General features: G+C 65.5%; 27 protein-coding genes and 1 tRNA gene. 10 read left to right on the forward strand and 18 right to left on the reverse strand.

All coding sequences use genetic code 11. The features are described 5' to 3' along the window. Positions 1-13: 13 nt before the first annotated feature. The 3 genes from P1P91_RS13305 to P1P91_RS13315 all read right to left on the reverse strand — a co-directional run bounded on the left by P1P91_RS13305 (position 14) and on the right by P1P91_RS13315 (position 2,603). On the reverse strand, positions 14-1,480 hold the full coding sequence (locus tag P1P91_RS13305) for a peptide MFS transporter (protein WP_311883222.1): 1,467 nt from the start codon (positions 1,478-1,480) through the stop codon (positions 14-16). Positions 1,481-1,728: 248 nt separating this feature from the next. Beyond that, positions 1,729-1,965, reverse strand: a complete 237-nt coding sequence (locus tag P1P91_RS13310) for a hypothetical protein (RefSeq protein ID WP_311883224.1) — start codon at positions 1,963-1,965, stop codon at positions 1,729-1,731. Positions 1,966-2,390: 425 nt separating this feature from the next. Beyond that, positions 2,391-2,603 carry a CsbD family protein gene (locus tag P1P91_RS13315; RefSeq protein WP_311883225.1) on the reverse strand — a complete coding sequence of 71 codons (213 nt, stop codon included), beginning with the start codon at positions 2,601-2,603 and terminating at the stop codon, positions 2,391-2,393. Between the two features lie 166 nt (positions 2,604-2,769). On the opposite strand from P1P91_RS13315, the gene mgrA reads away from it, so the two are divergent. Together mgrA and P1P91_RS13325 are read left to right on the forward strand one after the other, a co-directional pair. After that, on the forward strand, positions 2,770-3,798 hold the full coding sequence (gene mgrA, locus P1P91_RS13320; RefSeq protein WP_311883226.1) for an L-glyceraldehyde 3-phosphate reductase: 1,029 nt from the start codon (positions 2,770-2,772) through the stop codon (positions 3,796-3,798). Continuing rightward, on the forward strand, positions 3,799-4,029 hold the full coding sequence (locus P1P91_RS13325) for a DUF3565 domain-containing protein (protein WP_311883227.1): 231 nt from the start codon (positions 3,799-3,801) through the stop codon (positions 4,027-4,029). 3 nt (positions 4,030-4,032) lie between these two features. Here P1P91_RS13325 and P1P91_RS13330 read toward each other — a convergent pair whose 3' ends face one another. Then, positions 4,033-5,346, reverse strand: a complete 1,314-nt coding sequence (locus P1P91_RS13330; RefSeq protein ID WP_311883228.1) for an arsenic transporter — start codon at positions 5,344-5,346, stop codon at positions 4,033-4,035. Positions 5,347-5,400: 54 nt separating this feature from the next. Continuing rightward, on the reverse strand, positions 5,401-6,153 hold the full coding sequence (gene arsC, locus P1P91_RS15205; protein WP_446497204.1) for an arsenate reductase (glutaredoxin): 753 nt from the start codon (positions 6,151-6,153) through the stop codon (positions 5,401-5,403). A gap of 179 nt (positions 6,154-6,332) precedes the next feature. Between arsC and P1P91_RS13345 the strand changes: the two genes are divergently transcribed. Continuing rightward, positions 6,333-6,620 (forward strand): hypothetical protein, encoded by a 288-nt coding sequence (locus tag P1P91_RS13345; RefSeq protein ID WP_311883230.1) that lies wholly within the window; start codon positions 6,333-6,335, stop codon positions 6,618-6,620. Between the two features lie 104 nt (positions 6,621-6,724). On the opposite strand, the gene P1P91_RS13350 is transcribed toward P1P91_RS13345, so the two are convergent. After that, positions 6,725-7,750, reverse strand: a complete 1,026-nt coding sequence (locus tag P1P91_RS13350; RefSeq protein WP_311883231.1) for a zinc-binding alcohol dehydrogenase family protein — start codon at positions 7,748-7,750, stop codon at positions 6,725-6,727. 233 nt (positions 7,751-7,983) lie between these two features. Between P1P91_RS13350 and P1P91_RS13355 the strand changes: the two genes are divergently transcribed. The 4 genes from P1P91_RS13355 (at position 7,984) to P1P91_RS13370 (ending at position 9,839) form a co-directional block, all read left to right on the forward strand. Further along, positions 7,984-8,235 (forward strand): hypothetical protein, encoded by a 252-nt coding sequence (locus tag P1P91_RS13355; RefSeq protein ID WP_311883234.1) that lies wholly within the window; start codon positions 7,984-7,986, stop codon positions 8,233-8,235. Between the two features lie 233 nt (positions 8,236-8,468). Continuing rightward, positions 8,469-8,930 carry a DUF4870 family protein gene (locus tag P1P91_RS13360; RefSeq protein ID WP_311883236.1) on the forward strand — a complete coding sequence of 154 codons (462 nt, stop codon included), beginning with the start codon at positions 8,469-8,471 and terminating at the stop codon, positions 8,928-8,930. Beyond that, positions 8,927-9,517 (forward strand): cytochrome c oxidase subunit 3, encoded by a 591-nt coding sequence (locus tag P1P91_RS13365; protein WP_311883237.1) that lies wholly within the window; start codon positions 8,927-8,929, stop codon positions 9,515-9,517. Before P1P91_RS13360 ends, P1P91_RS13365 begins: the two co-directional genes overlap by 4 nt. A gap of 28 nt (positions 9,518-9,545) precedes the next feature. Beyond that, entirely contained in the window at positions 9,546-9,839 is a 294-nt protein-coding gene (locus P1P91_RS13370) for a cytochrome C oxidase subunit IV family protein (protein ID WP_311883238.1), read from the forward strand. Between the two features lie 130 nt (positions 9,840-9,969). On the opposite strand, the gene P1P91_RS13375 is transcribed toward P1P91_RS13370, so the two are convergent. The 7 genes from P1P91_RS13375 to P1P91_RS13405 all read right to left on the reverse strand — a co-directional run bounded on the left by P1P91_RS13375 (position 9,970) and on the right by P1P91_RS13405 (position 16,721). Continuing rightward, the gene (locus P1P91_RS13375; RefSeq protein WP_311883240.1) at positions 9,970-10,185 is read right to left on the reverse strand and encodes a hypothetical protein; all 216 of its coding nucleotides are present in this window, start codon (positions 10,183-10,185) and stop codon (positions 9,970-9,972) included. Positions 10,186-10,200: 15 nt separating this feature from the next. Then, positions 10,201-12,144, reverse strand: a complete 1,944-nt coding sequence (locus P1P91_RS13380) for a nitric oxide reductase activation protein NorD (RefSeq protein WP_311883241.1) — start codon at positions 12,142-12,144, stop codon at positions 10,201-10,203. Between the two features lie 35 nt (positions 12,145-12,179). Next, positions 12,180-12,992 (reverse strand): CbbQ/NirQ/NorQ/GpvN family protein, encoded by an 813-nt coding sequence (locus P1P91_RS13385; protein ID WP_311883243.1) that lies wholly within the window; start codon positions 12,990-12,992, stop codon positions 12,180-12,182. A gap of 87 nt (positions 12,993-13,079) precedes the next feature. After that, positions 13,080-14,438, reverse strand: coding sequence for a cbb3-type cytochrome c oxidase subunit I (locus P1P91_RS13390; protein ID WP_311883245.1), 1,359 nt, complete (start codon positions 14,436-14,438; stop codon positions 13,080-13,082). 18 nt (positions 14,439-14,456) lie between these two features. Beyond that, entirely contained in the window at positions 14,457-14,909 is a 453-nt protein-coding gene (locus P1P91_RS13395; protein WP_311883246.1) for a c-type cytochrome, read from the reverse strand. A gap of 147 nt (positions 14,910-15,056) precedes the next feature. After that, positions 15,057-16,211, reverse strand: a complete 1,155-nt coding sequence (locus P1P91_RS13400; RefSeq protein ID WP_311883247.1) for a cytochrome P450 — start codon at positions 16,209-16,211, stop codon at positions 15,057-15,059. Between the two features lie 96 nt (positions 16,212-16,307). Further along, entirely contained in the window at positions 16,308-16,721 is a 414-nt protein-coding gene (locus P1P91_RS13405; RefSeq protein WP_311883248.1) for a MarR family winged helix-turn-helix transcriptional regulator, read from the reverse strand. Between the two features lie 179 nt (positions 16,722-16,900). Here P1P91_RS13405 and P1P91_RS13410 point away from each other — a divergent pair, with 179 nt between their 5' ends. Further along, positions 16,901-17,467 (forward strand): YIP1 family protein, encoded by a 567-nt coding sequence (locus P1P91_RS13410; protein WP_311883250.1) that lies wholly within the window; start codon positions 16,901-16,903, stop codon positions 17,465-17,467. Here P1P91_RS13410 and P1P91_RS13415 read toward each other — a convergent pair. Then, entirely contained in the window at positions 17,451-18,611 is a 1,161-nt protein-coding gene (locus P1P91_RS13415; RefSeq protein WP_311883251.1) for an NnrS family protein, read from the reverse strand. The two genes, P1P91_RS13410 and P1P91_RS13415, sit on opposite strands and share 17 nt — an antisense overlap. Before the next feature lie 125 nt (positions 18,612-18,736). On the opposite strand from P1P91_RS13415, the gene P1P91_RS13420 reads away from it, so the two are divergent. Further along, on the forward strand, positions 18,737-19,120 hold the full coding sequence (locus tag P1P91_RS13420; RefSeq protein WP_311883252.1) for a DsrE family protein: 384 nt from the start codon (positions 18,737-18,739) through the stop codon (positions 19,118-19,120). Then, the gene (locus tag P1P91_RS13425) at positions 19,117-19,584 is read left to right on the forward strand and encodes a glycine cleavage system protein H (RefSeq protein ID WP_311883253.1); all 468 of its coding nucleotides are present in this window, start codon (positions 19,117-19,119) and stop codon (positions 19,582-19,584) included. Before P1P91_RS13420 ends, P1P91_RS13425 begins: the two co-directional genes overlap by 4 nt. A 117-nt stretch (positions 19,585-19,701) precedes the next feature. On the opposite strand, the gene P1P91_RS13430 is transcribed toward P1P91_RS13425, so the two are convergent. The 4 genes from P1P91_RS13430 to fdhE all read right to left on the reverse strand — a co-directional run bounded on the left by P1P91_RS13430 (position 19,702) and on the right by fdhE (position 24,110). After that, positions 19,702-19,797, reverse strand: a tRNA-Sec gene (locus P1P91_RS13430). A 22-nt stretch (positions 19,798-19,819) separates the two neighbouring features. Next, positions 19,820-21,745: a selenocysteine-specific translation elongation factor gene (gene selB, locus P1P91_RS13435; protein ID WP_311883254.1), complete on the reverse strand. Its 1,926-nt coding sequence runs from the start codon at positions 21,743-21,745 to the stop codon at positions 19,820-19,822. Continuing rightward, positions 21,742-23,181 (reverse strand): L-seryl-tRNA(Sec) selenium transferase, encoded by a 1,440-nt coding sequence (selA, locus tag P1P91_RS13440; RefSeq protein ID WP_311883255.1) that lies wholly within the window; start codon positions 23,179-23,181, stop codon positions 21,742-21,744. Before selA ends, selB begins: the two co-directional genes overlap by 4 nt. Then, complete coding sequence (fdhE, locus tag P1P91_RS13445) at positions 23,178-24,110, reverse strand: formate dehydrogenase accessory protein FdhE (RefSeq protein ID WP_311883256.1); 933 nt, start codon at positions 24,108-24,110, stop codon at positions 23,178-23,180. Before fdhE ends, selA begins: the two co-directional genes overlap by 4 nt. Positions 24,111-24,118: the final 8 nt, after the last annotated feature.

Raw genomic sequence — 24,118 nt, forward strand, 5'->3', positions numbered from 1 at the left:
CCGCGGCCAGGCGTCAATCGACGCCCTGCATGGTCTTGCGGATAAACGGCAGGCAAACCAGCAGCAGCGCCCCGCTCCCCAGGGCAATGGCCGCCATGGTAATGAAATAGGTCACTTCGGTTTCCGGTGTGTAGAGGCCGCCCAGCTCTCCGCCGGAGGCGAAGCCCAGCGACATCGACATGAAAAAGAGCGCCAGCATCTGCGTCTGAAACGCCTGGGGCGCAAGCTTCGTCGAGACCGACAGGCCGATCGGCGAGAGGCACAGCTCGGCGCAGGTAAAGCCGAGCAGCAGCACGACCAGCACGGCCAGCGGCATGCTGTCCGCCAGGCTACCCAGAAAGGGCACATAGCCGAGAAAGGTCAGTCCGATGATGCCCATGGCCAGCACGAACTTGCCCGCGGACGAGGGCTGGCGCTTGCCAAGGGTGGTCCACAGCCAGGCAAACACGCCGGAAAAGACAATGATGGTCAACGCCTGCACGGACACCAGCCAGCCCACCGGCACCGTCCAGCCCCAGAGGTCTCGATTCACGCGCTGGTCGAAAAACGCGGTAATGACGGTATAGAACTGGCTGTAGAGCGCCCAGAAGACCGCGCTGGTCAGAAACAGCGGAATAAAGGCGTAAACCCGGCGCTTTTCCTCGTCCGTTACCCGATCAGAGCGAAGGATGACGTAGAAGTAGGCAACGGAGGCGCACGCAATAATGCCCAGCAGCACGGCGGCGAGGTTGTCGGCGCGAACCCAGCCCGCGGCGATGGCCAGCGCGAGACCGGCAACGGCAGCGGCGCCGGCAATGGCGTAGCGCTTGGCGCTGCCCTCGCCCAGCGGCGTCGGCGCGGCCTTCTGTGTCTCCGGCAGCCGTTTGCGCCCCTTGGCATACTGCAAAAGGCCAACGGCCATGCCGAGGGCGGCGATGCCGAAGCCGTAATGAAAGCCGGCGCTTTGCTGCAAAAGCCCGGTGAGCAGCGGCCCGGCGAAACCGCCGACGTTAATGCCCAGATAGAAAAGGGAAAACCCCGCATCCCGCCGCGGGCTACCCGGCGCGTAGAGCGAGCCCACCAGCGACGAGCAGGTCGCCTTGACCCCGCCACCGCCCAGCGCGATGCACACAAGCCCCACGGCCACGCCGTGGACGCTGGGAATGAGCGCCAGGGCCGTATGCCCCAGCATGACAATAATACCGGAGTAGAAAAGCGTGCGCTCGGCGCCGAATACCCTATCGGCGAACCAGCCCCCGAGAATCGCCGCCAGATACACCCCGCTGCCGTAGGCGCCGACGATGCCGATGGCCACCGGCTGGCTGATATCCAGCCCGCCGCGGGAGGTCTCGTAATACAGGTAGATCAGCAGGATCGCCTGCATGCCGTAGAAGGAAAAGCGCTCCCAGACCTCCATGCCGAACAGCGTCGCAAGCGGCCAGGGGTGGCCAAAGAAAGTGCGTTCGCGTCGGGCACGGCCGTCGTTTGGCAGGTCGTTCATGTTGGCTCCACATCACTATGCGGCTAGTGATCGGTTAAGGCATTAAGCGGACTCGCCGTCGAGCAAGCGGCAGGGCTCGCCGTGCTGTTCAAGCGCGGGGCTCTGTATAAAACATCGGCAAACGGCTTGGCAAGGCATCCGCTCAAATTTTACGACGTGAACGCAGGCAGTAGGGGCAGGGCTGCAAGCGCCCGGCCGGAGGCGGGCAGCAAAAAAAGCGGCACCTCAGAAGTGCCGCTGGAGGGGAATCATTCAGGGGTGCCGGTATCGCCGCCGCCCGCCGAGGGTTCGCTGCCGCCCATGCCGCTGTCGGCAGGATCCTGGTTCATTTGATCATTTTGCATCGGGTCATCTTGCATCTGCCCGCCTTCGGGGCTGCCCGTTTCGGGTTCTGCAGGCATGTCCGAGCCGCCGTCGCAGGCGGCCAGGCCCAGCGCCGTTACGATAAAAGCGGGCGCCAGCAGAGACTGCTTGATGTTACTCATAAAGCTCTTCCCTACACATTGGATAACGTCGACAACGGGGAGTGTTACGCGGTGGGCATATCACCCCCGGCTTACATGCTTCGTGTTACAGCTGACACTAGCCCAGAAGAAACGCTGTTTTCTTTGCTGGTGCCCTTGAGTCACCGCCAGGGGGGGAAAGTTTGCCGCCAATCGCGCAAAAAACATGCAACCTGTTCCAGGTCTGCGGCCGCGAGCTTCTGACAAGCGGGCACCCCGCCACGGCGAGGGAGGCCATGCGGATACCGGCATTGAACCGGTCATGCAGTAGCGCAAGGAAATATTAGCCATGCCGCAGGGCGGCGGAGAGGAATCGAGAGAGGGGAAACCACAGACGCCGCCTGCACGGCATTAGGTGCAGGCGGCGGGTACTTCAGTCCTGGTGGAGAGTCTTAGCCGCGGCGCACCTAGTGACGCTGCGAATCGGATGACGCGTAGAACTCGTCGACTTCCTTACGAGCCTCTTCCTCGGCCAGCCCGTAGCGCTCCTGCACCTTGCCGATCAGCTTGTCACGCTCGCCGGCAACCACGTCAAGTTCGTCGTCGGTCAGCTTGCCCCAGCGCTTCTTGGCTTCGCCTTTCAGCTGCTTCCAGTTGCCTTTCGCTTGATCGCTATTCATCGCGTACTCCGTTAGCTAACGCAGCGGATCAAAATGATCCTGCCTGCTTAATTTGGCAGAAAATCGCCCGCCTGCCTAACCTTGCACTGTTTTTTCTCTATTGCGCCCGTCGCATAATGGCCCCGTCCCTTGGCTTCACGGCCTTTTACGGCAAGGAGATGTCGCGATGCGCTATATGCCCAATGAGCACCGTTACGAACGCATGCCCTACCGCCGCTGCGGGAAAAGCGGCTTGAAGCTGCCGGCGATTTCGCTGGGCCTGTGGCAGAACTTCGGCGAAAACGCCCGCGCGGACAACGCCCGGGCCATCTGCCGCACGGCCTTTGACCACGGCATTACCCATTTCGACCTGGCCAATAACTACGGCCCGCCGCCGGGCAGCGCCGAGGAGCTGTTTGGTCGCATCCTCAACACCGATTTTGCCGGCCTGCGCGAGGAAATGGTGATTTCTACCAAGGCGGGCTATTACATGCACCCTGGCCCCTACGGCGAATGGGGCAGCCGCAAGTACCTGCTGTCGAGTCTGGACAGCAGCTTGCAGCGGATGGGGCTGGACCACGTGGATATTTTCTACTCTCACCGCTTTGACCCGGAAACGCCGCTTGAGGAAACCATGGGCGCGCTGGACCACGCCGTCCGCCAGGGCAAGGCGCTGTACGCGGGGATTTCCTCCTACAACGCTCAGCGTACCCGAGAGGCGGCGGCCATTCTGCGCGAGCTGGGCACGCCGTGTCTGATCCACCAGCCGAGCTACTCGCTGGTCAACCGCTGGATCGAAGACGACGGCCTGCTGGATACGCTGGATGACCTGGGCATGGGCTCCATCGTGTTTTCGCCGCTGGCCCAGGGGCTTTTGACCGACAAGTACCTCAAGGGCGTGCCCGAGGGCAGCCGGGCGGACCGGAGCAGGACCATCCGCGCCGGGCACCTGTCCGAGGAAAACCTGGAACACGTGCGCGCGCTCAACGCCATTGCCGAGCGCCGGGGCCAGACGCTTGCGCAGATGGCCATTGCCTGGGTGCTGCGCAGCGGCCGGGTAACCTCGGCGCTGATCGGCGCCAGCCGCCCGGAGCAGGTGACCGACTGCGTGGGCGGGCTGGATGCGCCGGACTTTACGAAAGAAGAACTGGCAGAAATTGACCGCTACGCCGTGGAAGGCGGGGTGAATATCTGGGCGCCATCGTCGGAGGCGTAAATGCAACAGCCCATCGTCGGCTATCACAAGGACGAGGAAGACCATTGGGTGGCGCGGCTCGCCTGCGGCCACAACCAGCACGTGCGCCACCAGCCGCCGTGGACCGAGCGGCCCTGGGTGACGACCGAAGCCGGCCGCCGCTCCCGGCTGGGCCTTGAGCTTGGCTGCGTCAAATGCGACCGCAGCGAACCCCGGGACTGGCACGAGCCCGCGTCCGAGCCTAAAGACTGACGCCTAGCCCGCCGGCGCCACCGCCGGCAGCCAGAATGCCAGCGCCAGCAGGGTGGCCAGCAGCACCGGCGTGGTGATGACCACGCCGACTTTCATATACTGTCCCCAGCCAATGCGGTAACCCTTGCCCGCCAGCACGTGCAGCCACAGAAGCGTGGCGAGGCTGCCGATGGGGGTAAACTTCGGCCCCAGGTCGTTGCCCACCACGTTGGCGTAAATTATCAGTTCTTGAGTCATCTGCGGAAGCTCGGCCTGATCGATGGCAAGCGCCCCGATCAGCGTCGCCGGCATGTTGTTCATGACGGATGCCAGCAGCGCCGCGGCCACGCCGGTGCCCACGGTCGCTGCGACCTCACCCTGCCCGGCCAGCCACTCCAGCACGCCGGACGCCGCGCCTGTCAGCCAGGCGTTGCCCAGCCCGTAGACCACCAGATACATCCCCAGTGAAAACAGCACGATCTGCCACGGGGCGTTTTTGATCACTTTGCTAAGCGACACCGGCCGCGGCCGGCCAAGAGCCCAAACCCGCGCGGCAATAGCAGCAAGCAGCAGCGCTGCTGCGCCCATGATCACGCTAAACGGCAGCGGCCAGCGGGTGCTGGCAAACAGCGCCGCGAGCAATAGCCCCAGCAGCGGGAAGGCGGCGTAAAACACGTAGCGGTCGCGGATCGCGCTGGCCGGCGCTTCGAGCTGCGCGACGTCGTAGCGCTTGGGGATATCCCGGCGGAAGTACCACCCCAGCACGCCAAGCGTGGCGGCAAGAGAAACCAGGTTCACCGGCACCATGACTTCGGCGTAGCGGCCAAAGCCGAGGTCGAAGTAGTTGGCGCTGACGATGTTGACCAGGTTGGAAATCACCAGCGGCAGACTGGTGGTATCGGCAACAAAGCCGGTGGCGATGATAAACGCCAGCGCTGCGGCCGGGGTAAACGACAGACGCAGCAAAATCGCCGCGACGATGGGCGTAAGCAGCAAAGCGGCACCGTCGTTGGCAAAGGTGGAGGCAATCAGCGCGCCCAGCAGCACGATCAGCGGGAACAGCAGCCGCCCGCGCCCGCCGCCAAGGCGGGCAATGTGCAGCGCCGCCCAGGCAAAAAATCCCGCTTCGTCGAGTATCAGCGAGATGATGATCAGCGCGACAAAGGTAAAGGTGGCGTCCCACACGATACCCCACACCACCGCCACGTCGGCAAGGTTCACCACGCCGGTGGCAAGTGCCACGGCCGCCCCGCCCAGCGCGCTGACCCCGATACCGAGCCCTCGGGGCTGCCAGATGACCAGCGTGAGCGTGGCGATAAAGATTACCAGCGCGAGCATGCCGTGCTCCTGTGGTTAGCCATTTTACTCCCTCCGTTGGCGCTGCCTGACCGCCTAACGTGCCGCGTCACCCGGCTGCACGATCTCGCCGTTTTCCTTGGTAAAGGATTCAACCGGCGTGGCCAGAAGCGAAAGCACGGTCTCCGGCGGGCGGCACAGCTGTGCCCCCTTCGGCGTCACCACGATGGGCCGGTTGATCAGCACCGGGTGCTCGAGCATGGCGTCGATCAGCGCGTCGTCATCCAGCGCCGAGGCGTCCAGATCGAGACCGCGGCGCTCGATTTCCTTGCTGCGCAAAAGCGCTTGCGGGGTGATCTGCATGGCGTCAAGCAGTTCGACCAGCTTCTTTTGCGTCGGCGGCGTTTTCAGGTACTCGATCACGTGGGGTTCTTCGCCGGAGGCTCGCATCATCGCCAACGTATTGCGCGAGGTGCCGCAAGCGGGGTTGTGGTAGATCACGCTTGTCATGGGAATATTTCCTTGAAAGTCGAGTGTTGGCGCAGACGTCGCGCAGCGCTGCGGATCACCGGCGCAGCAGTCCTGCACCAGAAAATCCAGCGTTTCATTCAGGCTTTCCAGCCGGGCGCGGTAAATGATCGAGCGGCTTTGGCGGCGCGAATCCACAAGGCCTGCGCGCTGAAGCGTGGCCAAATGCGTCGACATGGTGTTATGCGGCACGCCAAGCGCACGCGCCACCTCGCCGGCCGAGAGCCCCTCGGGCTCGTGGCGTACCAGCTGGCGAAAAGCTTCCAGCCGGGTGGGTTGGGCCAGCGCGGCAAGAACGTCGAGTGTCTGCGTATTGTCCATCTGTCTAGAATTACAGACATAACATACCAAAACAAGAAAAAATGCCTGTCAGTGGCGATAAATTAATTAGCCTGATAATAATTTTTAATTTGTCACGACCCCGTACGCAGGCGCAGTATATGGCCACCACACGGGCGGCGCGGTCATCAAAGCGCCCCCTATCGTTACGGAGTTACACCATGAAGAAGTCACTGCTTTTCTCTCTCGTTATTGCCGCTACCCTGCCCGCTGCGGCCAGCGCCAGCGTGGTCATCCAGCAGGCCAACGAGGATATCCAGGAGCCGATCGCAGCCACCGCACCGACAGCGCAGCCGGCCAAAACCAACGTTGATGCCGAAAACGTACTAGGACACAGCGTTGCCCTGACCAAAGCCGAGTTCGCGCTGATGGCGCGCACCCACCAGACCACCGAGCTGCCCGCCAACGACCATCATCTGGATAGCCCCGAGCAGCCTTCGGACTGGTAAAGCGCTGCCCGCGCTAACGCGCCGGCACCGTCAACCGGCCGGCCTGAAAAAAGCCCCGCCCTGCAGACAATGCAGGGCGGGGCTTTTTGTCTGGGCGACTCCGGTCAGGCAAAGGTTTCGACGACCACCTTGCCCCTGGCCGTGCCGGTTTCGATCAGCGCGTGGGCCTTGAGCACGTTCTCGGCGTTGATCGGGCTCAGCACGGTCTCAAGCGTCGTCCGGAGGCGGCCGGCGTCGACTTCTCGCGCCACGCGGTTCAGCAGCCGATGCTGCTCGACCATGTCCGGCGTCTTGAACATCGGCCGGGCAAACATGAACTCCCAGTGCAGGCTCGCCGCCTTGGTCTTCAGCCCGGCCATGGGCATGGGCTGCTCGGTATCGTCAATGCTGACAATGCCGCCCTGGGGGCGGATCAGCTCCACGGCGGCGTCCCAGTGGCCCATGTCGTTGAAGATCGCGATGTGATCCACGTGTTCAAAGTCCAGCGCGCGCACCTGCTCAACCATGGGTTCGCGGTGGTTGACCACGTGATCGGCACCGAGCTCCTTCACCCAGCGGGTGGTTTCTTCCCGGGAGGCGGTGGCGATCACTTCGAGCCCGGCGGCTTTCGCCAGCTGGATGCCGATGGAGCCCACTCCGCCGGCCGCGCCAACGATCATCAGGCTTTCGCCCTTGTTGGCACCGTCCGGGTCAATGCCCAGCCGCTCGAAAAACGCCTCATAGGCCGTAATCGTCGTCAGCGGCAGCGCGGCGGCCTCGGCAAAGCTCAAGGAGGTTGGCTTGGGGCCGACAATGCGCTCATCCACGCGCTGGTATTCGGCGTTGGAACCGGAGCGGGTGATATCGCCGGCGTAGTACACCTCGTCGCCGGGCTTGAACAGCGTCACGTCCGGGCCCACGGCCTCGACCACGCCGCTGGCGTCAAAGCCCAGTACCCGGGGCGAACTTTCTTCCTGTTCGCCACCTTTACCCTTGGGGCCACGCAGCTTGGTATCGATGGGGTTGACCGAAACGGCCTTGACCGCGACCAGCAGATCGTGGCCCAGCGGCTCGGGTTTGGGCAAATCGACGTCCAGCAGCGCCTGGGGATCGTCCACGGGCAGGTGTCGCGTTAGCGCAACCGCTTTCATTACGTCTGACTCCTTTGATCAATGCACTGACGTGCGTTGGCTACCGTTTATCGCCGGTAGCGCTGTCAACGTCCCAGTGTGCCCATGACGCGCCGGGAAGTTAATCCCCCGGGCGCTAGTTCGGCGCTTTTCCGCCGCCGGCGCAGGCGATGGCCGCGCCATCCGCGGACTTTTCGCCAACGCCATTGTTTTTACAACGTTTTATTCGTATACTCACGCGCGCAACATGCTCGATGGCTTTTCTCAAGGCGAGTCGTTTTTACACCAACGCCCACTCCGCACAAGCAAAGCCACTCCCGCAATATGCAACGTCTTTATTTGATACGTCGACGTCAGGAGCCATCATGCTACGCACTGTCCTACTTACGCTGTTTTTCGCCGCCGCCCTTACCCTTGTCGGCCTCTCCCAGGCGCAGGCGAACCTCTCGCCGCATGCGATGCAGCAGGCTGAATCGATGCAGCCCATTCCAGGGGCAGTGCAATAACAGAGTGGCCGACGCTAACTCGGCATATCTCACCGTCAAGGCCGGCGCTTACGCCGGCCTTTTCTTTATGCGCCGTACTTATGCGCCGTACTTATGCGCAGTACTCGGGTTTTATCCGCCCGGGTGCGTCAATATGGAACCAGGCCAAACTACCGAATGGCGCCGCCTATATAGTAGTATATGAAATACATCATAAGGCCGGAAGCGCCGGCCGCTGACCCGCGAGGTGACCCATGGCTGACGCCCCCAATAGCGCATACGCTGCTTCTCCGGATATCGACCACCCGACGCTTGATAAAAACGCGCCCGGCCGCGGTATCGCGGTGATTGTCTACTGGCTGCTTCTGGGCAGCATCATGACGGTGATCACCGCGCCTATCGGCGCGCTGCTGGCACACCGCCACTACCGCCACGCCGCGCCCTGGGTGCAAAGCCATCTGCAGTTTCAGCTGCGCACCTTCTGGCTGGGCGTGCTGGGCGGCGTCGCCTTTATCCTTGCCTGGGAGCTGCTAGGCGTGATCGGCATTTCTCCCCTGACGCCCTGGGCCATGGGCTACGCCTTCTTTACCGTCTGCCTGATCTGGCTGGTGGGCCGCTGCGGCGTCGGCGTTTCGCGGCTGATGACCAATCGCCCCATCCCGCACCCCAAAAGCCCGGCCTTTGGCGGCGCCGGTATTACCCTGGCGGACTCATGAGTCAGTACGACCAGCCCCAACCCGGCCGCCCGCTGCCCAACCCCGGCTGGGGGCCGCTTTCCGCCCTGCCCGGCAACCCCCTGATGTGGGTGCTGATCCTGAGCGAGCTGGTAGTCTTCATGGCGTTTTTCGTGCTCTACATCACCGAGCGCGCCGCCCAGCTGTCGCTGTTTGACTCCTCTCAGCAGCAGCTGGATCCGCTTATGGGCGGGCTCAACACCATGGTGCTGCTGACCAGCGGGCTCTTTGTCGCCTTTGCCGTGGAAGCCGTTGATGCGGGGAAGATACGCCGTACCCGCCAGTGGCTTGCCTGCGCGGCAGGGCTCGGGGTGCTTTTCGGCGCTATCAAGGTGTTCGAATATACGAGCAAGTTTGCCGTCGGCATTACCCCGGAGACCAATACGTTTTTCGGCTTTTATTTCGGGCTCACCGCCTTTCACTTTGCCCACGTGCTGTTCGGGCTGGTGCTGCTGGGCCTGGTCAGCTGGAAAACCAGCCTGGAAAACGTCGAAACCGCGGCCGCCTTCTGGCACATGGTCGACCTGATCTGGATTTTGCTCTACCCGCTGCTGTATTTGCTGCGCTGAGCGGCAGCCTTTTTCAAAGGAGAGTGTCATGGCAACGCTGCCCGGCAAACGCCACCTGCTGATCACCTGGGGCGTACTGATAGCGCTGACGGTGGTCTCCATGGTCTCGGCCCGGCTGGACCAGGACGGCTGGCAGGCGCTGCCGCTGTGGTCGGCGGCGCTAGTGGTGCTGGTCACCGGCTTCAAGGCCCAGCAAATACTGCTGGTCTATCTGAACCTGCGCCAGTCCACCGGTGCCTGGAAAGGCGCCTTTATCGGCATCATCACGCTGACGCTTTTGCTGATCAGCGCGGGCTATCTCTACGCCCGCCTGGTGGTGTAGGTGTTGATAATGTAGTCACTGTGCCATCACAAGCTTGCGCAGTGATCTCGGGGTATCTTGCATTCAGCACGGTAGGGAGATTGCCACGGCGCAAGCGCCTCGCAATGACACAGGGCGCGAGGCGCCTCGTCTAAGCCGGCACTCTGGCCCAGTGCTCCAGCCGCCGGGCCAGGCGCATCAGGCCGTACACCACCGCGGGCATGATCAGCATCAGCGCAATGCCCCAGTCGCGGTTGTTGATCAGCCACACCAGCGGCAGCATCACCGCCACCGCGCAGACCAGCCACCCCGCCAGTGCCAGGCACAGGCGCGAGCGGCTGAACGATTGAATCCATGATGGGCGCAATATATTTTCCTCCCCTCAGGTGGCAATGATCTGGCGGTAAATCCCCGGCAGCGCCAGTGCCAGATGTTCCGGCCGTTCGACAATGGCATAGCCGCCGCGGCCGAACAGGCGCGGTATATACTGGCCGGCCTGACGATCGATGGTCACGCCGAACACGCGCACCTCTTCACGCCGGGCCTCGAGCACCGCCTTGCGGGTGTCTTCGATGCCGTAGCGGCCTTCGTAGTAGTCGTTGTCGTTGGGCTTGCCGTCGGTGAGCATCAGCAGCAGCCGGTGGCGGTTGGGCCGCTCGGCCAGCTCCCGGGTCAGGTGGCGGATGGCCGGTCCCATGCGCGTATAGCTTCCGGGCCTGAGCGCCGAAATGCGCCGGGTTACCCTGTCGCCCATGGTTTCGTCGAAGTTCTTGAGCGTATTGACGAAGACCTTGTGACGCCGCTGGGAAGTGAAGCTGTGGATTGCATAGTCGTCGCCGCAGCCGGCAAGCCCGTGCCCCAGCACTAAAAGCGCCTCCTTGGCCACGTCCAGCACCCGGCGGTCGTCAAGCCAGGCCTCGGTGGAAAGCGAGACGTCCACCAGAATCGACACCGCCAGATCCCGGGCCTGGGTGCGGCTGTCCACGTAAAGCCGGTCGCTGGATTCGCCGGTGGCGGCGAAATCGCAGCGCGCGCGAATCACCGCGTCCATGTCCAGCTCGCTGCCGTCCAGCTGGCCGCGCAACAGCTCGCGCCGGGGCCTTAGCGCCTCGAACTCCCGGCGCACCCGGCGGATGCGCCGCCGGGTAAGCTCGTCCGGCGTCCAGTCTTCGCCCTCCTCGCTCTGCTCTTCGCTATAGACCACGCAGTGGTCGGGCAGGTAAGCCTGCTTGCGGTGGTTCCACTCCGGATAGACGTGGCGGCCCTTCAGCCGGCCGCCGCTGGCTTCGTCCGGCGCCAGGTCAAGGTCGAGCTTGAGCTTGGAGGCCGCCTTCTTGCGGTTGGACGAGAGCACGATCTCCTCCATCTGGTCGGCAGCCTGGCGGGCGTCCTCGTCCTCGTCGTCCACGTCGCGGTTGAGGTTGACCATTTCGGCCCAGGAGAGCATTTTTTCCGAGGCGTTGAGCATAAAGGGATCGTCGCGGTCAGCCTGATCCTGTTCGCGGCGGTCGGCTCGGCGCTTGCCCTGGTCGTCTTCGTCCTCGTGGCGCGTCTTGAGCTCGGCGCCGTCGTCGTCTTCCACGGTGTCCTGCTCGGCGTCCCGGGTCCCCATCTGCACGGCTTCGCCCCAGAGCGGTACCGGCAGCGGCGGACGGTAGCCCTGGGGCGCGCGAAACGCATCCAGCGAGGCGTCGGGGTCGCGGATAGCGCGCTGATAGTCGAGCGCCTGCCCGCCTTCCGGGTCCGGCGCGCCCAGCTCGGCGCACAGCGCCATTTCAAGCGCCGCCTCCACCGGCGGCAGCCGCCGGCGCCGCGGGCGGATGGCCAGCAGCGCCGCGCACAGCGCCCTATAGCGATTTTGCAGCCCGGGAAAGCGCGCAAGCGCCGCCTGCCCGGTGCGCCGGGCCTCCCGCAGCCGGTGCAGGTCCGCCTGCAGCGGGTCGGCGGGCAGCGCCACCGGGCGCACTTCGGCCAGGTAGGCCGTCAGCCACAGATACAGATCGCGGTTGAGCGCCGTTTCGGAAAACAGCGCCAGGCGCGGCGGCAGCAGCAGATGTTCTTCGTCCCGCCGCGCCTGATCCAGGGCTTCCTCGTCCAGCCCCAGCCGCTGGCGCAGGCTCAGCCGGTGGCGCGACGCGCGAGGCTTGATCGCCGCCACTTCCACCCCGGCATCGCCGCCGGCGGCGCGAAAGAACACGCCGAGCAGGTGCTGCATGTCGTCCAGCAGCACCGCCGCGTCCGGATGGTCCGGATAGCTCTCTGCCCGGGATGCCCAGCGGTGCCAGTGGCGACCGACAAACTCTTCTACTTCAAGAAAATCCAGCATGGCTGCCTCCTGGTCGCAGGTTCCTGAGCAAAGGATCAGCCGAAGGTGGCGCGGACGGCTTCCATCAGCCCTTCCTGAACGTCGGCGTCGTCGGAAAGCGGCTCCACCAGAGTGGCCCGGGCGGCGTCGACGATGGGCATGCCGGCGCGGATCAGGGTGGCGCAGTAGACCAGCAGACGGGTGGAAATACCCTCCTCCAGATCCTGGCCCTTCATGCCGCGCAGGCTGGCGGCGAGGTTGACCAGCGCCGCGCAGCGCTCCGCGGGCAGGCCGCTTTCCTTCGCCACGATATCGCGCTCCACCGGCGGCGGCGGAAAGTCAAACGACATGGCGACAAAGCGCTGGCGGGTGCTGGGCTTGAGCGATTTGAGAATGTGCTGATAGCCCGGGTTGTACGAGACCACCAGCATGAAATCGTCCGGCGCCTCGAGCATCTCGCCGGTACGCTCCAGCGGCAGCACCCGGCGGTCGTCGGTGAGCGGGTGAAGCACCACGGTCACGTCCTTGCGCGCCTCGACGACCTCGTCGAGGTAGCAGATGCCGCCCTCGCGCACCGCGCGGGTCAGCGGGCCGTCCACCCAGCGGGTTTCGCCGCCCTGGAGCAGATAGCGACCGGTGAGGTCGGCGGCGGTCAGGTCGTCGTGGCAGGACACCGTGTGCAGCGGCTTGCCGAGCTTTGCCGCCATGTGGCTGATAAAGCGGGTCTTGCCGCAGCCCGTGGGGCCCTTGAGCAAAAGCGGCAGGCGCTGGGCAAAGGCCTGCTCGAACATCTCGGTTTCGTTGCCCACGTTCTGGTAGTACGGCACCGCGGCGTCAACCTCGGGGGCAGAAGCGGTAGATAAAGACATGAAACACTCCCGGCAGCAGGAAATCTGGGACAGGCCTGAAGGCGTAGCCTAAAAGGCCCCGCGAACGGGGCCCCTTCTTCATCGGCTTCAGGCGCTTTCGGGGCCTGCGGCGGTCATTTGCGTTCCGCTATCCGGCACCTGGAGTCGCCGGGGGCCGAAGAAAGCGTAGATCAAGAGCGCGGCGCCGATCGCTACGGCCACGCCTGCGCCCAGACGCATGACGTAGAACAGCCCCAGCTGGTCCTGAACCTCCATATAGTTCATGCCCAGCACGCGCTGCAGGTGAGTCTGCACCACGCCGCCGAAAGTCAGCGTAAAGGTCATGAAGCACATGGCGCTGGTCATGATCCAGAAGCCCCACATGTTCATCACCTGGTTATACGGCTGGCTGCGACGCAGCGACGGCATGGCGAAGGTCATCACGCCGAGGATGATCATCACGTAAGCGCCGTAGAACGCCAGGTGGCCGTGGGCCGCGGTGACCTGGGTGCCGTGGCTGTAGTAGTTGACCCAGTGCAGGGTATGCATGAAGCCCCAGACACCGGCGCCGAAGAAGGCCACGGTGGGGCAGCCCAGGGTCCACAGCATGGCGGCCTTGTTGGGGTGGTTGCGCCGACCTTTCCAGAACATGGTAAAGGCGAACAGCACCATGGTGAGGAAGGGCGCAATCTCGAGGGTGGAGAAAATATCGCCGATAGGCTGCCAGTAGCTCGGCGCGCCGATCCAGTAGTAGTGGTGGCCGGTGCCCAGAAGACCGGAGAACAGCGCCAGACCGACAATCACGTAGAGCCACTTTTCGATGACCTCGCGGTCCACGCCGGTCATCTTGATCACCAGGTAGCCCAGCAGGGAGGCCATGATCAGCTCCCACACGCCTTCCACCCAGAGGTGGACCACCCACCACCAGTAGAGCTTGTCCACGGCGAGGTTGGAGGGGTTATAGAAGGCGAACAGCCAGAAGATGGCCGCCAGCCACAGCCCCAGCATCAGCACCATGTTGATCGCGGTCTTGCGGCCCTTGGCAAGCGTGGCGCTGGTGTTGAACAGGAACAGCAAGAACGAAATGGTGATCAGCACCTTGACCCAGAACGGCTGCTCGAGGAACTCGCGCCCTTCGTGGATGCCGAACTGGTAGCCGACCAGCGCGGCCGCGCCGGCAAAGGCGAAAATGGCCAGCTGCAGATAGGCGACGGTAGGGCTGGCGATCTCATGCTCCGCTTCTTCGGGCATTAGATAGTAGGTGCAGCCCATAAAGCCGATCAGAAGCCACACGATCAGCAGGTTGGTGTGGCTTACCCGCATGATGTTGAACGGCATGATGCTGGTCATGAAGTCCGGCCAGGCATAGACCGTCGCAGACAGCAGCCCAAAGATCAGCTGCAGGGCAAATAGCGCCATGGCAACCATGAAGAACGGTAGCGCTACCTTTTGCGTTTCGTATTTCATTGATGGGTTCTCCTTGGATCAGCCGGCAGAATGCGGCGGCCAGTCTTGCGCGTTGATGCCGTCGGTCCATTCGAAAAAGTCGATCAGCGACTGCATCTCCTCGTCGCTCAGATCGTAGGCCGGCATCTGGCGGCGCCCGGGTATGTCCAGCGGCTGCGCGCGGATCCAGGCTTCGATCCCGCTACGTGCAGCCTCGGGGCTTTCATGCCCGCCGTAGCGCTCCCACACGTTGGAAAGCTCCGGGGCGAAGTAGGCGCCCTCGCCCAGAATGGTGTGGCAGTTGATGCACATGTTCTCTTCCCACACCTCTTTGCCGTGCTTGACCGATTCGGTCAGCCCGGCGCTGTCGGTGGAGTCATTCACCATGTACCAGTGGCTATGCACGGTCAGCGCCGTGAACAGCAGAAAGAAGAACAGCGACCCGCCGTAGAAAATATTGCGGGCCGCCGACCTGGTGAGTCCTTCGGCCATGAATCATCCCCCCTTTTGCTCGCCCGGCCGGTGGCAGCAGCCCCGGCTTTCGGTTTTTAAGATGCACCCTGAATGCATCTTTATTATAAAGCATTTGCCTTTTGGAAAACGTTGATAACGATCAAAAAGGCGCGGTAAATCGCCGCATCAGCGACGGACGTAAAGCGGCACGCGATCGTAGCCGCCGGCAGGATAGCGCGCGCGCACTGCCGGATCCTCGCCTGCCAGGCGAATTTCCCGAGTCGCGCTCATCAGCGCCTGGGTGAAATATACAAGCTCCATACGCGCCAAGGGTGCGCCGGGGCAGACGTGAACGCCGGCACCGTACAACAAATTGTGTCTGGGGTCACGGTCCAGCCGCACCTGGTCGGGCTCGGGGAATACCTCGGCGTCGCGGTTGGCCGAGCCCCACAGAATCGTCAGCCGCTCGCCCTTCTCGATACGACGCCCGCCCACCTCTACCGGGCAGGTGGCCACCCGGCGGTTGGACATCAGCGGCGCGTCCAGGCGCAGAATCTCGTCGATCAGCCCAGAGACAATGGTCGGCTCGTCGCGCAGGCGCTGCTGCCAGTCCTGGTTGGCGGCGAGAAAGCGCATCACGATACCGATGCTCGCCGAAATGGTGCCAAGCTCCCCGACCGTCCAGTTGCGCATCAGGCTGACCAGCTCTTCATCGGTGAGCGGGCGGCCGTCGATGGTTTCGTGCATCAGGCGGGTGGTGACGTCATCCGGCGGCGTGTCCATGCGTCGGCGCACTGCCAGACGCTCACGGATCACGCCGTCAAACTCCAGCGCCAGCTTGCCCAGCGCCTCGCGGTCGCCGGCGAAGGTTGCCGCCTGCTGACGCTTGACCCAGTCGCGCAGCGGCTCGTGCAGGCTGTCGGGCCAGCCCATGAACGCGCACTGGATTTCCAGCGCGAAATTCTGCCCCATGGCCGCCATGGCCTCGACTTCGCCGTCATGCGGCAAACGCTCCACCACGCCTTCGGCAATGGCCCGGCAGCGGGGCGAAAACTCGTCCATGGCCGCCTTGTTGAAGTAGGGCTCGATGATGCGGCGAAAGCCGGTGTGCTCCGGCGGATCCATGGCGTTGGGCACCGACAGATGCCGGCTGGCCGCGTTGCTGAAAGTGACGTGGTCTTCAAGCACGCGCATGACGTCGGCATGGCGCAGAAGCGACCACTGCAGATAGTCGCTGAAGGCTACCGGGCAATGGCTGCGCATATCGTCATAGGCTTGAATCTGATCGGCCTGGACTTCCTCCGTGCGAGGGTCCCAGTCGTTCTCGCGGGGGGTACTCATGCTGCCTCCTGAGCAGATGGTGAGAGACAACGCCCAGCAAACCACGGGCCGCCCTCTGCCCGTATTGATTCAGGTCAAGGCGGCTCGCTGCCGCGCTCAGGCTTCGCCCGGCGGGTCGGTCAGGCAGAACGTATCCCTGAACCGGCGCAGCTCCGGCTGGTGCTGCGCGGCGATTGTGCGGGCCAGCTCGGCCCCGCGGGGCAGTAGATGAACTTCGCTGCGGCGACGATCCTCACGGCCCCGCGCACGCCTGACCAGGCCGGACTGCTCGCAGCGATCCACCAGCATTACCGTGCCGTGGTGCTTGGCCTGAAGCCGCTCGGCAAGCTCGCCTACGGTCGCCCACTGGCGGCCCTTGCCGGCCAGCAGGTGCAACAGCAGCTGATACTGCAGCGGGGTCAGGCCGTGCTCGCGGCAGATATCCTCACTGTGGCGCAAAAAACAGCGCAGCTGATAGCGAAACGCCGATAGCTGCTGAAAGTCCTGCGGGGAAAGAGAAACGTCATTCATGGCGCTGTCCGCGGCGCCCCGTTCGTCTTGACAAGCGAACGGGCGCAGCCTGATGGTTTCAACACAAAACATCATAGTATGATACTTTTGGCCGCCTGACGAGCCATCGTCTTTATGCTAATGGTTGTATTAGTCCCTGGCTGCCACTCTCTTCTCCACCCACCCTCGAGGACACCGCCATGAACCCCACTACCGTGATCAAGCTGCCCTTCACGCGCCGGGCGGGCTGGAAAGAACTGCAGCGCCGCCGGCCGTCCATCGCCAAGCTGGCCTTTGGCCTGGTGCTGCCCATGTCATTGATTCCGCCGGTACTTTTGTATTATGCCGGAACGCACTACGGCGACGCCTTCGTCGCCGGATTCGGCGATCGCCAGTGGCGCTTTATTACCACCATCCTGTTTTTGTCCGAGCTTCTGACGTTCTTCGTCATGGGCTGGCTGATTCATACCGTGGTCAACATCGCCGACGACCTGACCATCGACTACCAGGACGCCTACCTGCTGGCCGCCCTGGCCCCGCTGCCGCTGTGGTCATCCGCCGTGGTGCTGCTCATCCCCAGCCTATTGCTCAACGTGCTCGCCGTGCTGGTGGCGCTGGGCATCTCCTGTAGCCTGGTGTATCAGGGACTGGGCGCGCTGTGCGAGCGCCAGGGCCAGGACATGACCACCATGTCGGCCACCTACACCATCATGGCGGCCGGGGTGCTGGCCTGGGGCCTTTTGATGGCCATCATCTGGTCGTACTGATCCAGCGTAAAAGCCGCCAGGCCGCCACGAGCCAGGCCGCACTCCAACACAGCGCCGCGCTCCACAGCGCGGCCGGACCGCCGCCCAGGCGCAGCGCCGCCGCGGCGGCAAACAGCAGCGCCAGCGGCATGAAAGCCCGCTCGCTTTCCGGACGGGCCTTCGCCCGGGACACCGCCTGACGCAGCATCACCGCGCTGGCAAGCGACCCAAGCGCTCCCACGGTCACCCCATGAAGCGCCGTGCTCATCGGCAATACTCCCGCGGTCGCTGCGGCGTACAGCCATAGCCCCGCACCGAGCCAGGCGTAACCTGCCATCAGCGCCAGCAGATCCGTCCGCGCCCGACACTGCCAGGGGGCAAAGCCCCGCAGCCGGTATAGCACCAGCGCCCCGCCGACGGCGGCCATCAGCGCCGCCACTATCCGGCCGTCAGGCAGCCAGAGCGCCATTGGCAGAGCCCCCAGAAGCACGATCAGCGCCGCTTCGAGCCGCGGCTGCACCCCGGCGCCGCTCTTGTTGAAACGCCGCTTCAGATAGCCGTTTACCGCCGGGGCGATCAGCCGCCCGCCCATGAAGGCCATCAGCAGCGCGAGCCACAGCACGCCCTGCTCAAGCAGCAGAAAAGCCGACCACCCGGCCAAATAGCGCGTCCCCAGGGTGGCGACAGCCAGCAGGCAGATCAGGCCGACAAGCGGCGCCAGCACGCGGTTGCGCCACTTTTTGGCGGCGAAAAAGCGCGGCACCACCAGCCACGCCACGGCGGCGGCAAAGAGCGCGTCGGCGAGGCTCGCGACGACCAGCCAGCCGCCGCCCGCCGTACCCAGCCGGCCGAGAAGCCATAGCGCCACCAGCGCTGCCAGCCGCCTTTTGGCCAGCGGGCCCAGCAAGTAGCCGGCGATCACCGCCAGGGCAAAGCCGAACAACAGCTCCCGGGCGTGCCCGGCGGGCGCGGCAAGCGGCGCAAGCCGGGGCAGCCAGCCGTGCATTGCCGCCAGCGAGAGCGGCACGAACAGCGCCGCGTGAAAGGCCGCCAGCGGGAAAAACGCCTGCCAGGCCGGCACGCGGTCGCGCCGACGAGACGCCGGAGGAGGGCGGTGCCCGGCCCGCTCAGCAGGCCCAAAGCGGAAAAGAGATTTTGTTGACATGGAAACAAAATACGTCTTTAACGACCCTGAGGCCAGCGCCGAGCCAGGCTTGCCGGCGCGGGGCAAGTTGCCCAAAATGGCGTTCTGTCCGGCTTAGCCGGCACTTTTTGAAAGCGGAGGTGGCCATGGCCGAAACGGCTAGGCGCGTTTTGATTCTGGTGGTCAGCGGCCCGAGCACGCCGGCACGCTGCGCGGCGCCCTTCCACATTGCCACGCTGCTGGCCTGTATGGACGCCGAGGTGACGCTCTACCTGACCGGAGAAGCCGCCGAGCTTGCTTGCCCGGGCGTTGCCGAAGCGCTTTATGCCGACCCCGACGGCGCGCCGGTGATCCATTTCGTGCGCCAGGCCAAACAGGCCGGCGCCGGGCTCTATCTATGCCGCAAACCGCCGGCGCCGGGGCAGGCACCAACGGCGCCCGAAGCGCTGATCGACGAAGTCGACGACTACGGCAGCGGCGGCGAGCTGGCCGCCATGATTCTGGAATACGACAAGGTGCTTTCCCTGTGAAACTCGACGGTTTGACGTTTCCCGACGATCGTCTTTACGCCCCCGAACACAACCTGTGGCTGCGCGAGGAGCCCGACGGCGAGATTACTCTGGGCCTGAGCGACTATGGCGTGGCGCTTTACGGCGAGATTTTCGCCTTTACCCCCAAGCGGATTGGCCTGCGCATCGCCGCCGGGCGCAGCTTCGGCGTGGTGGAATTCGCCAAGGCGGCGGCGGCGGCCAAAAGCCCGCTGGCCGGCACCGTGAGCGCGCACAACCCGCAGCTGGAGCAGCGCCCGGCGCTGATTCATCTGGATCCTTACGGCGAAGGCTGGATGATTCGCCTGACGCCGGAAGACTGGCCTGCCGCCCGGGCGCAGCTGCTGCACGGCGCCAGCGCCGTTGCCGCCTTCGAACGGGAGGCCGAGCGCGACGGCTTCAACCCCGACGACACCAGCGTGCAGGCGTTCCGCCGCGGAGAATGACGCGCTCGCACCACCGACAGCGCTCGGGCAGAACGACCGCAGATACAAGAAAACAGGGGGTAAAGAGCAGAGGCCAAGGAAAAGAGGCGGAAGGGAGAACGGGAAAGCACCGGGGAATGGCGGAAGGCAGTGGGAGTCGAACCCACCCAGGAGCGGCTGCCGCCCCCAACCGGATTTGAAGTCCGGCCGCACCACCGGATGCGATTGCCTTCCTCAATATGCGCCGGCCACGATTTTAACGCGTTCTGAGGCGCTGAGCCATGCTGCTTTCCTCGCGGATGCGCCGCCGGTTGCCAAACCGGCGCGTCACGCCGACGTGATCGAGATATTCCAGCAACTGCACGCAGCGCTTGCGCCCCAGCCCCAGCCGGTCGCGGAACGCCACCACGCTCAAACCCGTGTCGCTGTCGGCAAGGGTCATGGCCTCTGCCGCCAGCGCTTCCACGGCGGCGGCGGGGTAAAACAGATCGCGCACCACCTGATGCAGCTGGCCCATCCGTGAAAGCTTGCGCAGCAGCGCGCGCACCCGAGCCTCGTCGATATTTTCGCGGCGCGCCAGGTCGCGCACCCAGGGCGGATCCATGCCGCCGGCCTCGAGCAGCGGCCACAGCCGCGCCTTGAGCGCGTCTTCTTCGGCGCTCAGGCGTATTCGATGGTCCGGCAGATGCAGCCAGGGGCCGGACGCGTGGATCGCGCCCGCCGCCAGCGCCTCGTCCACCAGCGCGGTATACACAGCCGGCTCCAGGTACGCCAGGGCAAAACGGCGCAGCCGCGCCCGGTCCGGCCCCGGCTCGTCGGGCTGCTGCTCGTGAAACGCCGCCAGCGCCGCCGTCAGCGCCTGGCCAAGCGCTCGCCAGCGCGCCTCGGCGAACAGCCGCTCCCCGCGCCGGGTGGTCACCGAGCGCACCCCGTCGGGCAGCTGCCGGAGAGCCCCGGGGCGGTTGTACTGGCGCACCAGGGCGTCAGGGGCGAGGCCGTTATGGGCAGTTTCCAGGCGCGTGGTCAGCGTTGTCTCAAGCCCGCCGCTGGCCAGCAGCTCAAGCTCCGCCAGCCGGGCCGGGGTGCGCCGCCCCCTGGCGGGCGCCTGAGGGTCCAGCACGCACCCGCCGCCCAGGGTAAACCATGCCGACTGGTCGCGCAGCACCACGGCGTCGCCGTGCACGGCGTGAACCTGGCCTTCCAGCACCAGCTGGGCCGGCCCCTCCTCGCCCGGCGCCAGCGCCTTGCCTGCCAGCAGCGCCACCCGCCCCATCAGCCGCTGAGCGCCGAGGTGGACGTGCACCGGCGTCCAGTGGCTCAGCGCCCGGGGGGCGTCCTCGAGCACGCGCAGCTGAACATCCAGTCGTCGGCTGCTGCCGCGCAGGGCCTCGCCCACCAGCCAGCTGCCCCGGGGAACGTGCTCGGGGCGCAGGCGCTCGCCGGCGAGATTGAGCGCCACCCGCTGCCCCGCCGTCGCCGTTTCCCCCGGGCGATTCTGGGCGTGCAGGCCGCGCACCCGAAGCCGGCGCGCCCGGCCGTCCTCGCCTTCGCTCCACAGGCTGTCGCCGACGCTCAGACGCCCGGCCAGCGCCGTGCCGGTGACGACCACGCCGGCCCCGGCCACGCTGAAAGACCGATCCACGGACAGCCGAAACTCGCCTTCATCGCTGCGCGCGGCCACCTCTCGGGCCTGGCGGGCAAGCGCCTCGCGCAGGGCGTCGACGCCCTCACCGGTATGGCTCGACAGCGCAAAGCACGGCGCGTCCTGGTACCCGCTCGCGGCCAGCAGCCGGCGAACGTCGGTTTCAACAGTTTCGCAGCGGTCAGCGTCGACGCGGTCGGTCTTGGTCAGCACGATCCATAGCCGCGGTATGCCCAGCAGCCCCAGAATCGCCAGGTGCTCCCGGGTTTGCGGCATCACGCCGTCGTCGGCGGCCACCACCAGCAGGGCGATATCCACACCCCCGGCGCCGGCCAGCATGTTGTGGACAAACTTTTCGTGCCCCGGCACGTCGATAAAGCCAAGCGTGGTCGCGGCGTCCAGCGCCGCGTAGCGGTAGCCAAGGTCAATGGTCATGCCACGCTCGCGCTCTTCCCGGCGGTGGTCGCCGCCGGCCCCGGTCAGGGCGGCAAGCAGCGCCGTCTTGCCGTGGTCGATATGTCCGGCGGTGGCAACGATCATGCGTTGTCGACTCCTTCCGCGGCGGGGTGCGGCGCTTGCGCTGCGGCCAGCTGGTAGAGAAACGCCGCTTCGTCATCCAGCTGGCGCAGGTCGAGCCACAGCGCCCCGGCCTCGATGCGGCCGATCACCGGGATCGGCAGGCTTCGCAGCCGCTCGGCCAGTGCCGCCAGCTTGCCGCCAGCGTCTCGCCGGGGGGCGTTCGGCGTCAGGCAAAGAGCCGCGCCGGGCAGCCGGGCAACCGGCTGGGCGCCGCTGCCGATCATGCCCTGGGCGTCGGCGACCTCCACCTGCCAGTCCTTTCCCAGCCAGGCGGCCAGCCGCGGCGCCAGGCGTTCGGCCTGGGCGCGGATGGACTGCGCCGGCCGGGCGAGCAGCGCAAGCGTGGTCAGCCGTTCCGCCAGGCGGTCGGGGTCGCGGTAGAGCCCGAGCACGGCTTCCAGCGCGGCCAGGTTCAGCTTGTCCATCCGCAGCGCGCGCTTCAATGGGTGGCGCTTGATGCGCTCGATCAGATCGCGCCGGCCCACGATCACCCCGGCCTGGGGGCCGCCCAGCAGCTTGTCGCCGCTGAAGGTCACCACGTCGGCGCCGGCGATAAGCGACTCCTGTACCAGCGGCTCCCGGGGCAAACCGTAATGCGACAGGTCCACCAGGCTGCCGCTGCCCAGATCCTCCACCAGCGGCACGCCGTGGCAACGAGCCAGCCGCGCCAGCTCCTCGGTGGGCACGCTGCGGGTAAAGCCTTCGATGCGGTAGTTGCTGGGGTGCACCCGAGCGATGAGTCCGGTCTGCTCGCCAAGCGCACTGGCGTAATCGTGGGGGTGGGTGCGGTTGGTCGTGCCTACCTCGCGCAGAGTGACGCCGGCCTGCGCCATGATATCGGGTATGCGAAAGGCGCCGCCGATTTCGACCAGCTCGCCCCGGGAAATCACGCCTTCGCGCCCGGCGCCCAGCGCGCTGAGCGCGAGCAGCACCGCCGCGGCGTTGTTGTTGACCACGGTGGCGGCCTCAGCGCCGGTGAGCTCGCACAGAAGCGGCTCGACCAGGCTGTCGCGGTCGCCGCGCCGGCCGTCGGCGAGGTCAAACTCGAGATTGAGCGGGTAGCGCGCCGCCTGCACCACCGCCTCCACGGCAGCGTCGGGCAGCAGCGCCCGCCCGAGGTTGGTGTGCAGCACGGTGCCGGTGAGGTTGAAAAGACGCTGCACCCGGGGGCGGTGACGAGCTTCGAGCCGTCGCGACAGCGCCTCGACCAGCGCCGGTAGCGAAGCGGCTTCCGCCGTCAGCTGACCGCGGCGATAGGCCTCGCCGAGGGCGGCAAGTTCGCTGCGAGCCGCGTCGCGCACCGCCTGATGGCCAAAGCGCTCTTCGAGTTCGGCCATGCCTTCGGCCCCCAGCAGACGATCCACCGCCGGCGGGCGCGGGCCGGGCGGTGCGCTCATGGCGTCTCCTGGCCGCCGGGAACCAGCAGCAGGTTGGGCGCGCGCCGCCGATAGCCCTGCTCGTCCAGGCGCAGGTCCAGATCCAAACTCGCCAGATCCGCGGAAACCGCTTCGCCTTCCGGCGCCTGCTCCAGGTACAGCTGTTTAAGATAGGTATGGCACTCCGGGCAGGCCTCGGCCTTCATGCCGTAGGGAGCGTCGTCGAAGTGCAGGTAATCGAGCTCCTTGGTGCTCAGGCAGTGGCTGCACTTGAGGCGCACATAGTGCCACTCCGCCGAGCACAGCGAACACAGCAGATAGCGCACGCCGTCGATGGGCCGGCGGTGGCGGATCACGCCGACCACGGGCAGCGAGCCGCAGCAGGGGCACAGCGTCTGGTCTTCGCGCTCGCGGATGCCGCTGGCATCCACCTGGCTGAGCCAGTGGCGCCAGGCCAGCTGCAGCGCCGCGCCGATAAAGGGCGCCAGCGCCGCGGGCACGTCGCCAAAGCGCCCGCCCAGAAGCGCCTGGGCCCACTGCTTGCGGATATCGCCGTCGGCATCGCGCAGCGCGGCAAGCGCCTCGCTCACCGCGGCGGCGGGCGCCGGCTGCTCGGCGTCAAAGGCATCGAGCCAGGCGTCCAGCAGCGTTTGCCAGCCGGGATTCTGCACCAGCGTATCCACCGCCAGCGGCGGCATGTCGTGGCGGTACGCGGCGTCCAGATCGCCGGCGGGAAGCGCCGGCACGTCGGGCGGGTCGTCCAGCACCCGCTGCTGGGCCCGGGCCACGCTTGCCATGAGCGTCAGATAGTCGCCCATGGCGTGGCCGTCGGCCAGCTTGTCCAGCTGCTCGGCGCGAAAGCGAAACTGCGCTTCCGGCGGCAGCTGGACAAAAGGTGGCGTAGTCGCCGAGGCTTCAATCTGCCCCGGCTCGAGAATGGGGGAAGACACGGCGGCCC

The sequence above is a fragment of the Halomonas piscis genome, from assembly GCF_031886125.1.
Classification (GTDB): Bacteria; Pseudomonadota; Gammaproteobacteria; order Pseudomonadales; family Halomonadaceae; genus Vreelandella; species Vreelandella piscis.

Coding starts and splice junctions, on each gene's coding strand:
- P1P91_RS13305 (WP_311883222.1), bottom strand. CDS start 1,480: ATGAACGACCTGCCAAACGACGGCCGTGCCCGACGCGAACGCACTTTC.
- P1P91_RS13310 (WP_311883224.1), bottom strand. CDS start 1,965: ATGAGTAACATCAAGCAGTCTCTGCTGGCGCCCGCTTTTATCGTAACG.
- P1P91_RS13315 (WP_311883225.1), bottom strand. CDS start 2,603: ATGAATAGCGATCAAGCGAAAGGCAACTGGAAGCAGCTGAAAGGCGAA.
- mgrA (WP_311883226.1), top strand. CDS start 2,770: ATGCGCTATATGCCCAATGAGCACCGTTACGAACGCATGCCCTACCGC.
- P1P91_RS13325 (WP_311883227.1), top strand. CDS start 3,799: ATGCAACAGCCCATCGTCGGCTATCACAAGGACGAGGAAGACCATTGG.
- P1P91_RS13330 (WP_311883228.1), bottom strand. CDS start 5,346: ATGCTCGCGCTGGTAATCTTTATCGCCACGCTCACGCTGGTCATCTGG.
- arsC (WP_446497204.1), bottom strand. CDS start 6,153: ATGGACAATACGCAGACACTCGACGTTCTTGCCGCGCTGGCCCAACCC.
- P1P91_RS13345 (WP_311883230.1), top strand. CDS start 6,333: ATGAAGAAGTCACTGCTTTTCTCTCTCGTTATTGCCGCTACCCTGCCC.
- P1P91_RS13350 (WP_311883231.1), bottom strand. CDS start 7,750: ATGAAAGCGGTTGCGCTAACGCGACACCTGCCCGTGGACGATCCCCAG.
- P1P91_RS13355 (WP_311883234.1), top strand. CDS start 7,984: ATGGCTTTTCTCAAGGCGAGTCGTTTTTACACCAACGCCCACTCCGCA.
- P1P91_RS13360 (WP_311883236.1), top strand. CDS start 8,469: ATGGCTGACGCCCCCAATAGCGCATACGCTGCTTCTCCGGATATCGAC.
- P1P91_RS13365 (WP_311883237.1), top strand. CDS start 8,927: ATGAGTCAGTACGACCAGCCCCAACCCGGCCGCCCGCTGCCCAACCCC.
- P1P91_RS13370 (WP_311883238.1), top strand. CDS start 9,546: ATGGCAACGCTGCCCGGCAAACGCCACCTGCTGATCACCTGGGGCGTA.
- P1P91_RS13380 (WP_311883241.1), bottom strand. CDS start 12,144: ATGCTGGATTTTCTTGAAGTAGAAGAGTTTGTCGGTCGCCACTGGCAC.
- P1P91_RS13385 (WP_311883243.1), bottom strand. CDS start 12,992: ATGTCTTTATCTACCGCTTCTGCCCCCGAGGTTGACGCCGCGGTGCCG.
- P1P91_RS13390 (WP_311883245.1), bottom strand. CDS start 14,438: ATGAAATACGAAACGCAAAAGGTAGCGCTACCGTTCTTCATGGTTGCC.
- P1P91_RS13395 (WP_311883246.1), bottom strand. CDS start 14,909: ATGGCCGAAGGACTCACCAGGTCGGCGGCCCGCAATATTTTCTACGGC.
- P1P91_RS13400 (WP_311883247.1), bottom strand. CDS start 16,211: ATGAGTACCCCCCGCGAGAACGACTGGGACCCTCGCACGGAGGAAGTC.
- P1P91_RS13405 (WP_311883248.1), bottom strand. CDS start 16,721: ATGAATGACGTTTCTCTTTCCCCGCAGGACTTTCAGCAGCTATCGGCG.
- P1P91_RS13410 (WP_311883250.1), top strand. CDS start 16,901: ATGAACCCCACTACCGTGATCAAGCTGCCCTTCACGCGCCGGGCGGGC.
- P1P91_RS13415 (WP_311883251.1), bottom strand. CDS start 18,611: ATGTCAACAAAATCTCTTTTCCGCTTTGGGCCTGCTGAGCGGGCCGGG.
- P1P91_RS13420 (WP_311883252.1), top strand. CDS start 18,737: ATGGCCGAAACGGCTAGGCGCGTTTTGATTCTGGTGGTCAGCGGCCCG.
- selB (WP_311883254.1), bottom strand. CDS start 21,745: ATGATCGTTGCCACCGCCGGACATATCGACCACGGCAAGACGGCGCTG.
- selA (WP_311883255.1), bottom strand. CDS start 23,181: ATGAGCGCACCGCCCGGCCCGCGCCCGCCGGCGGTGGATCGTCTGCTG.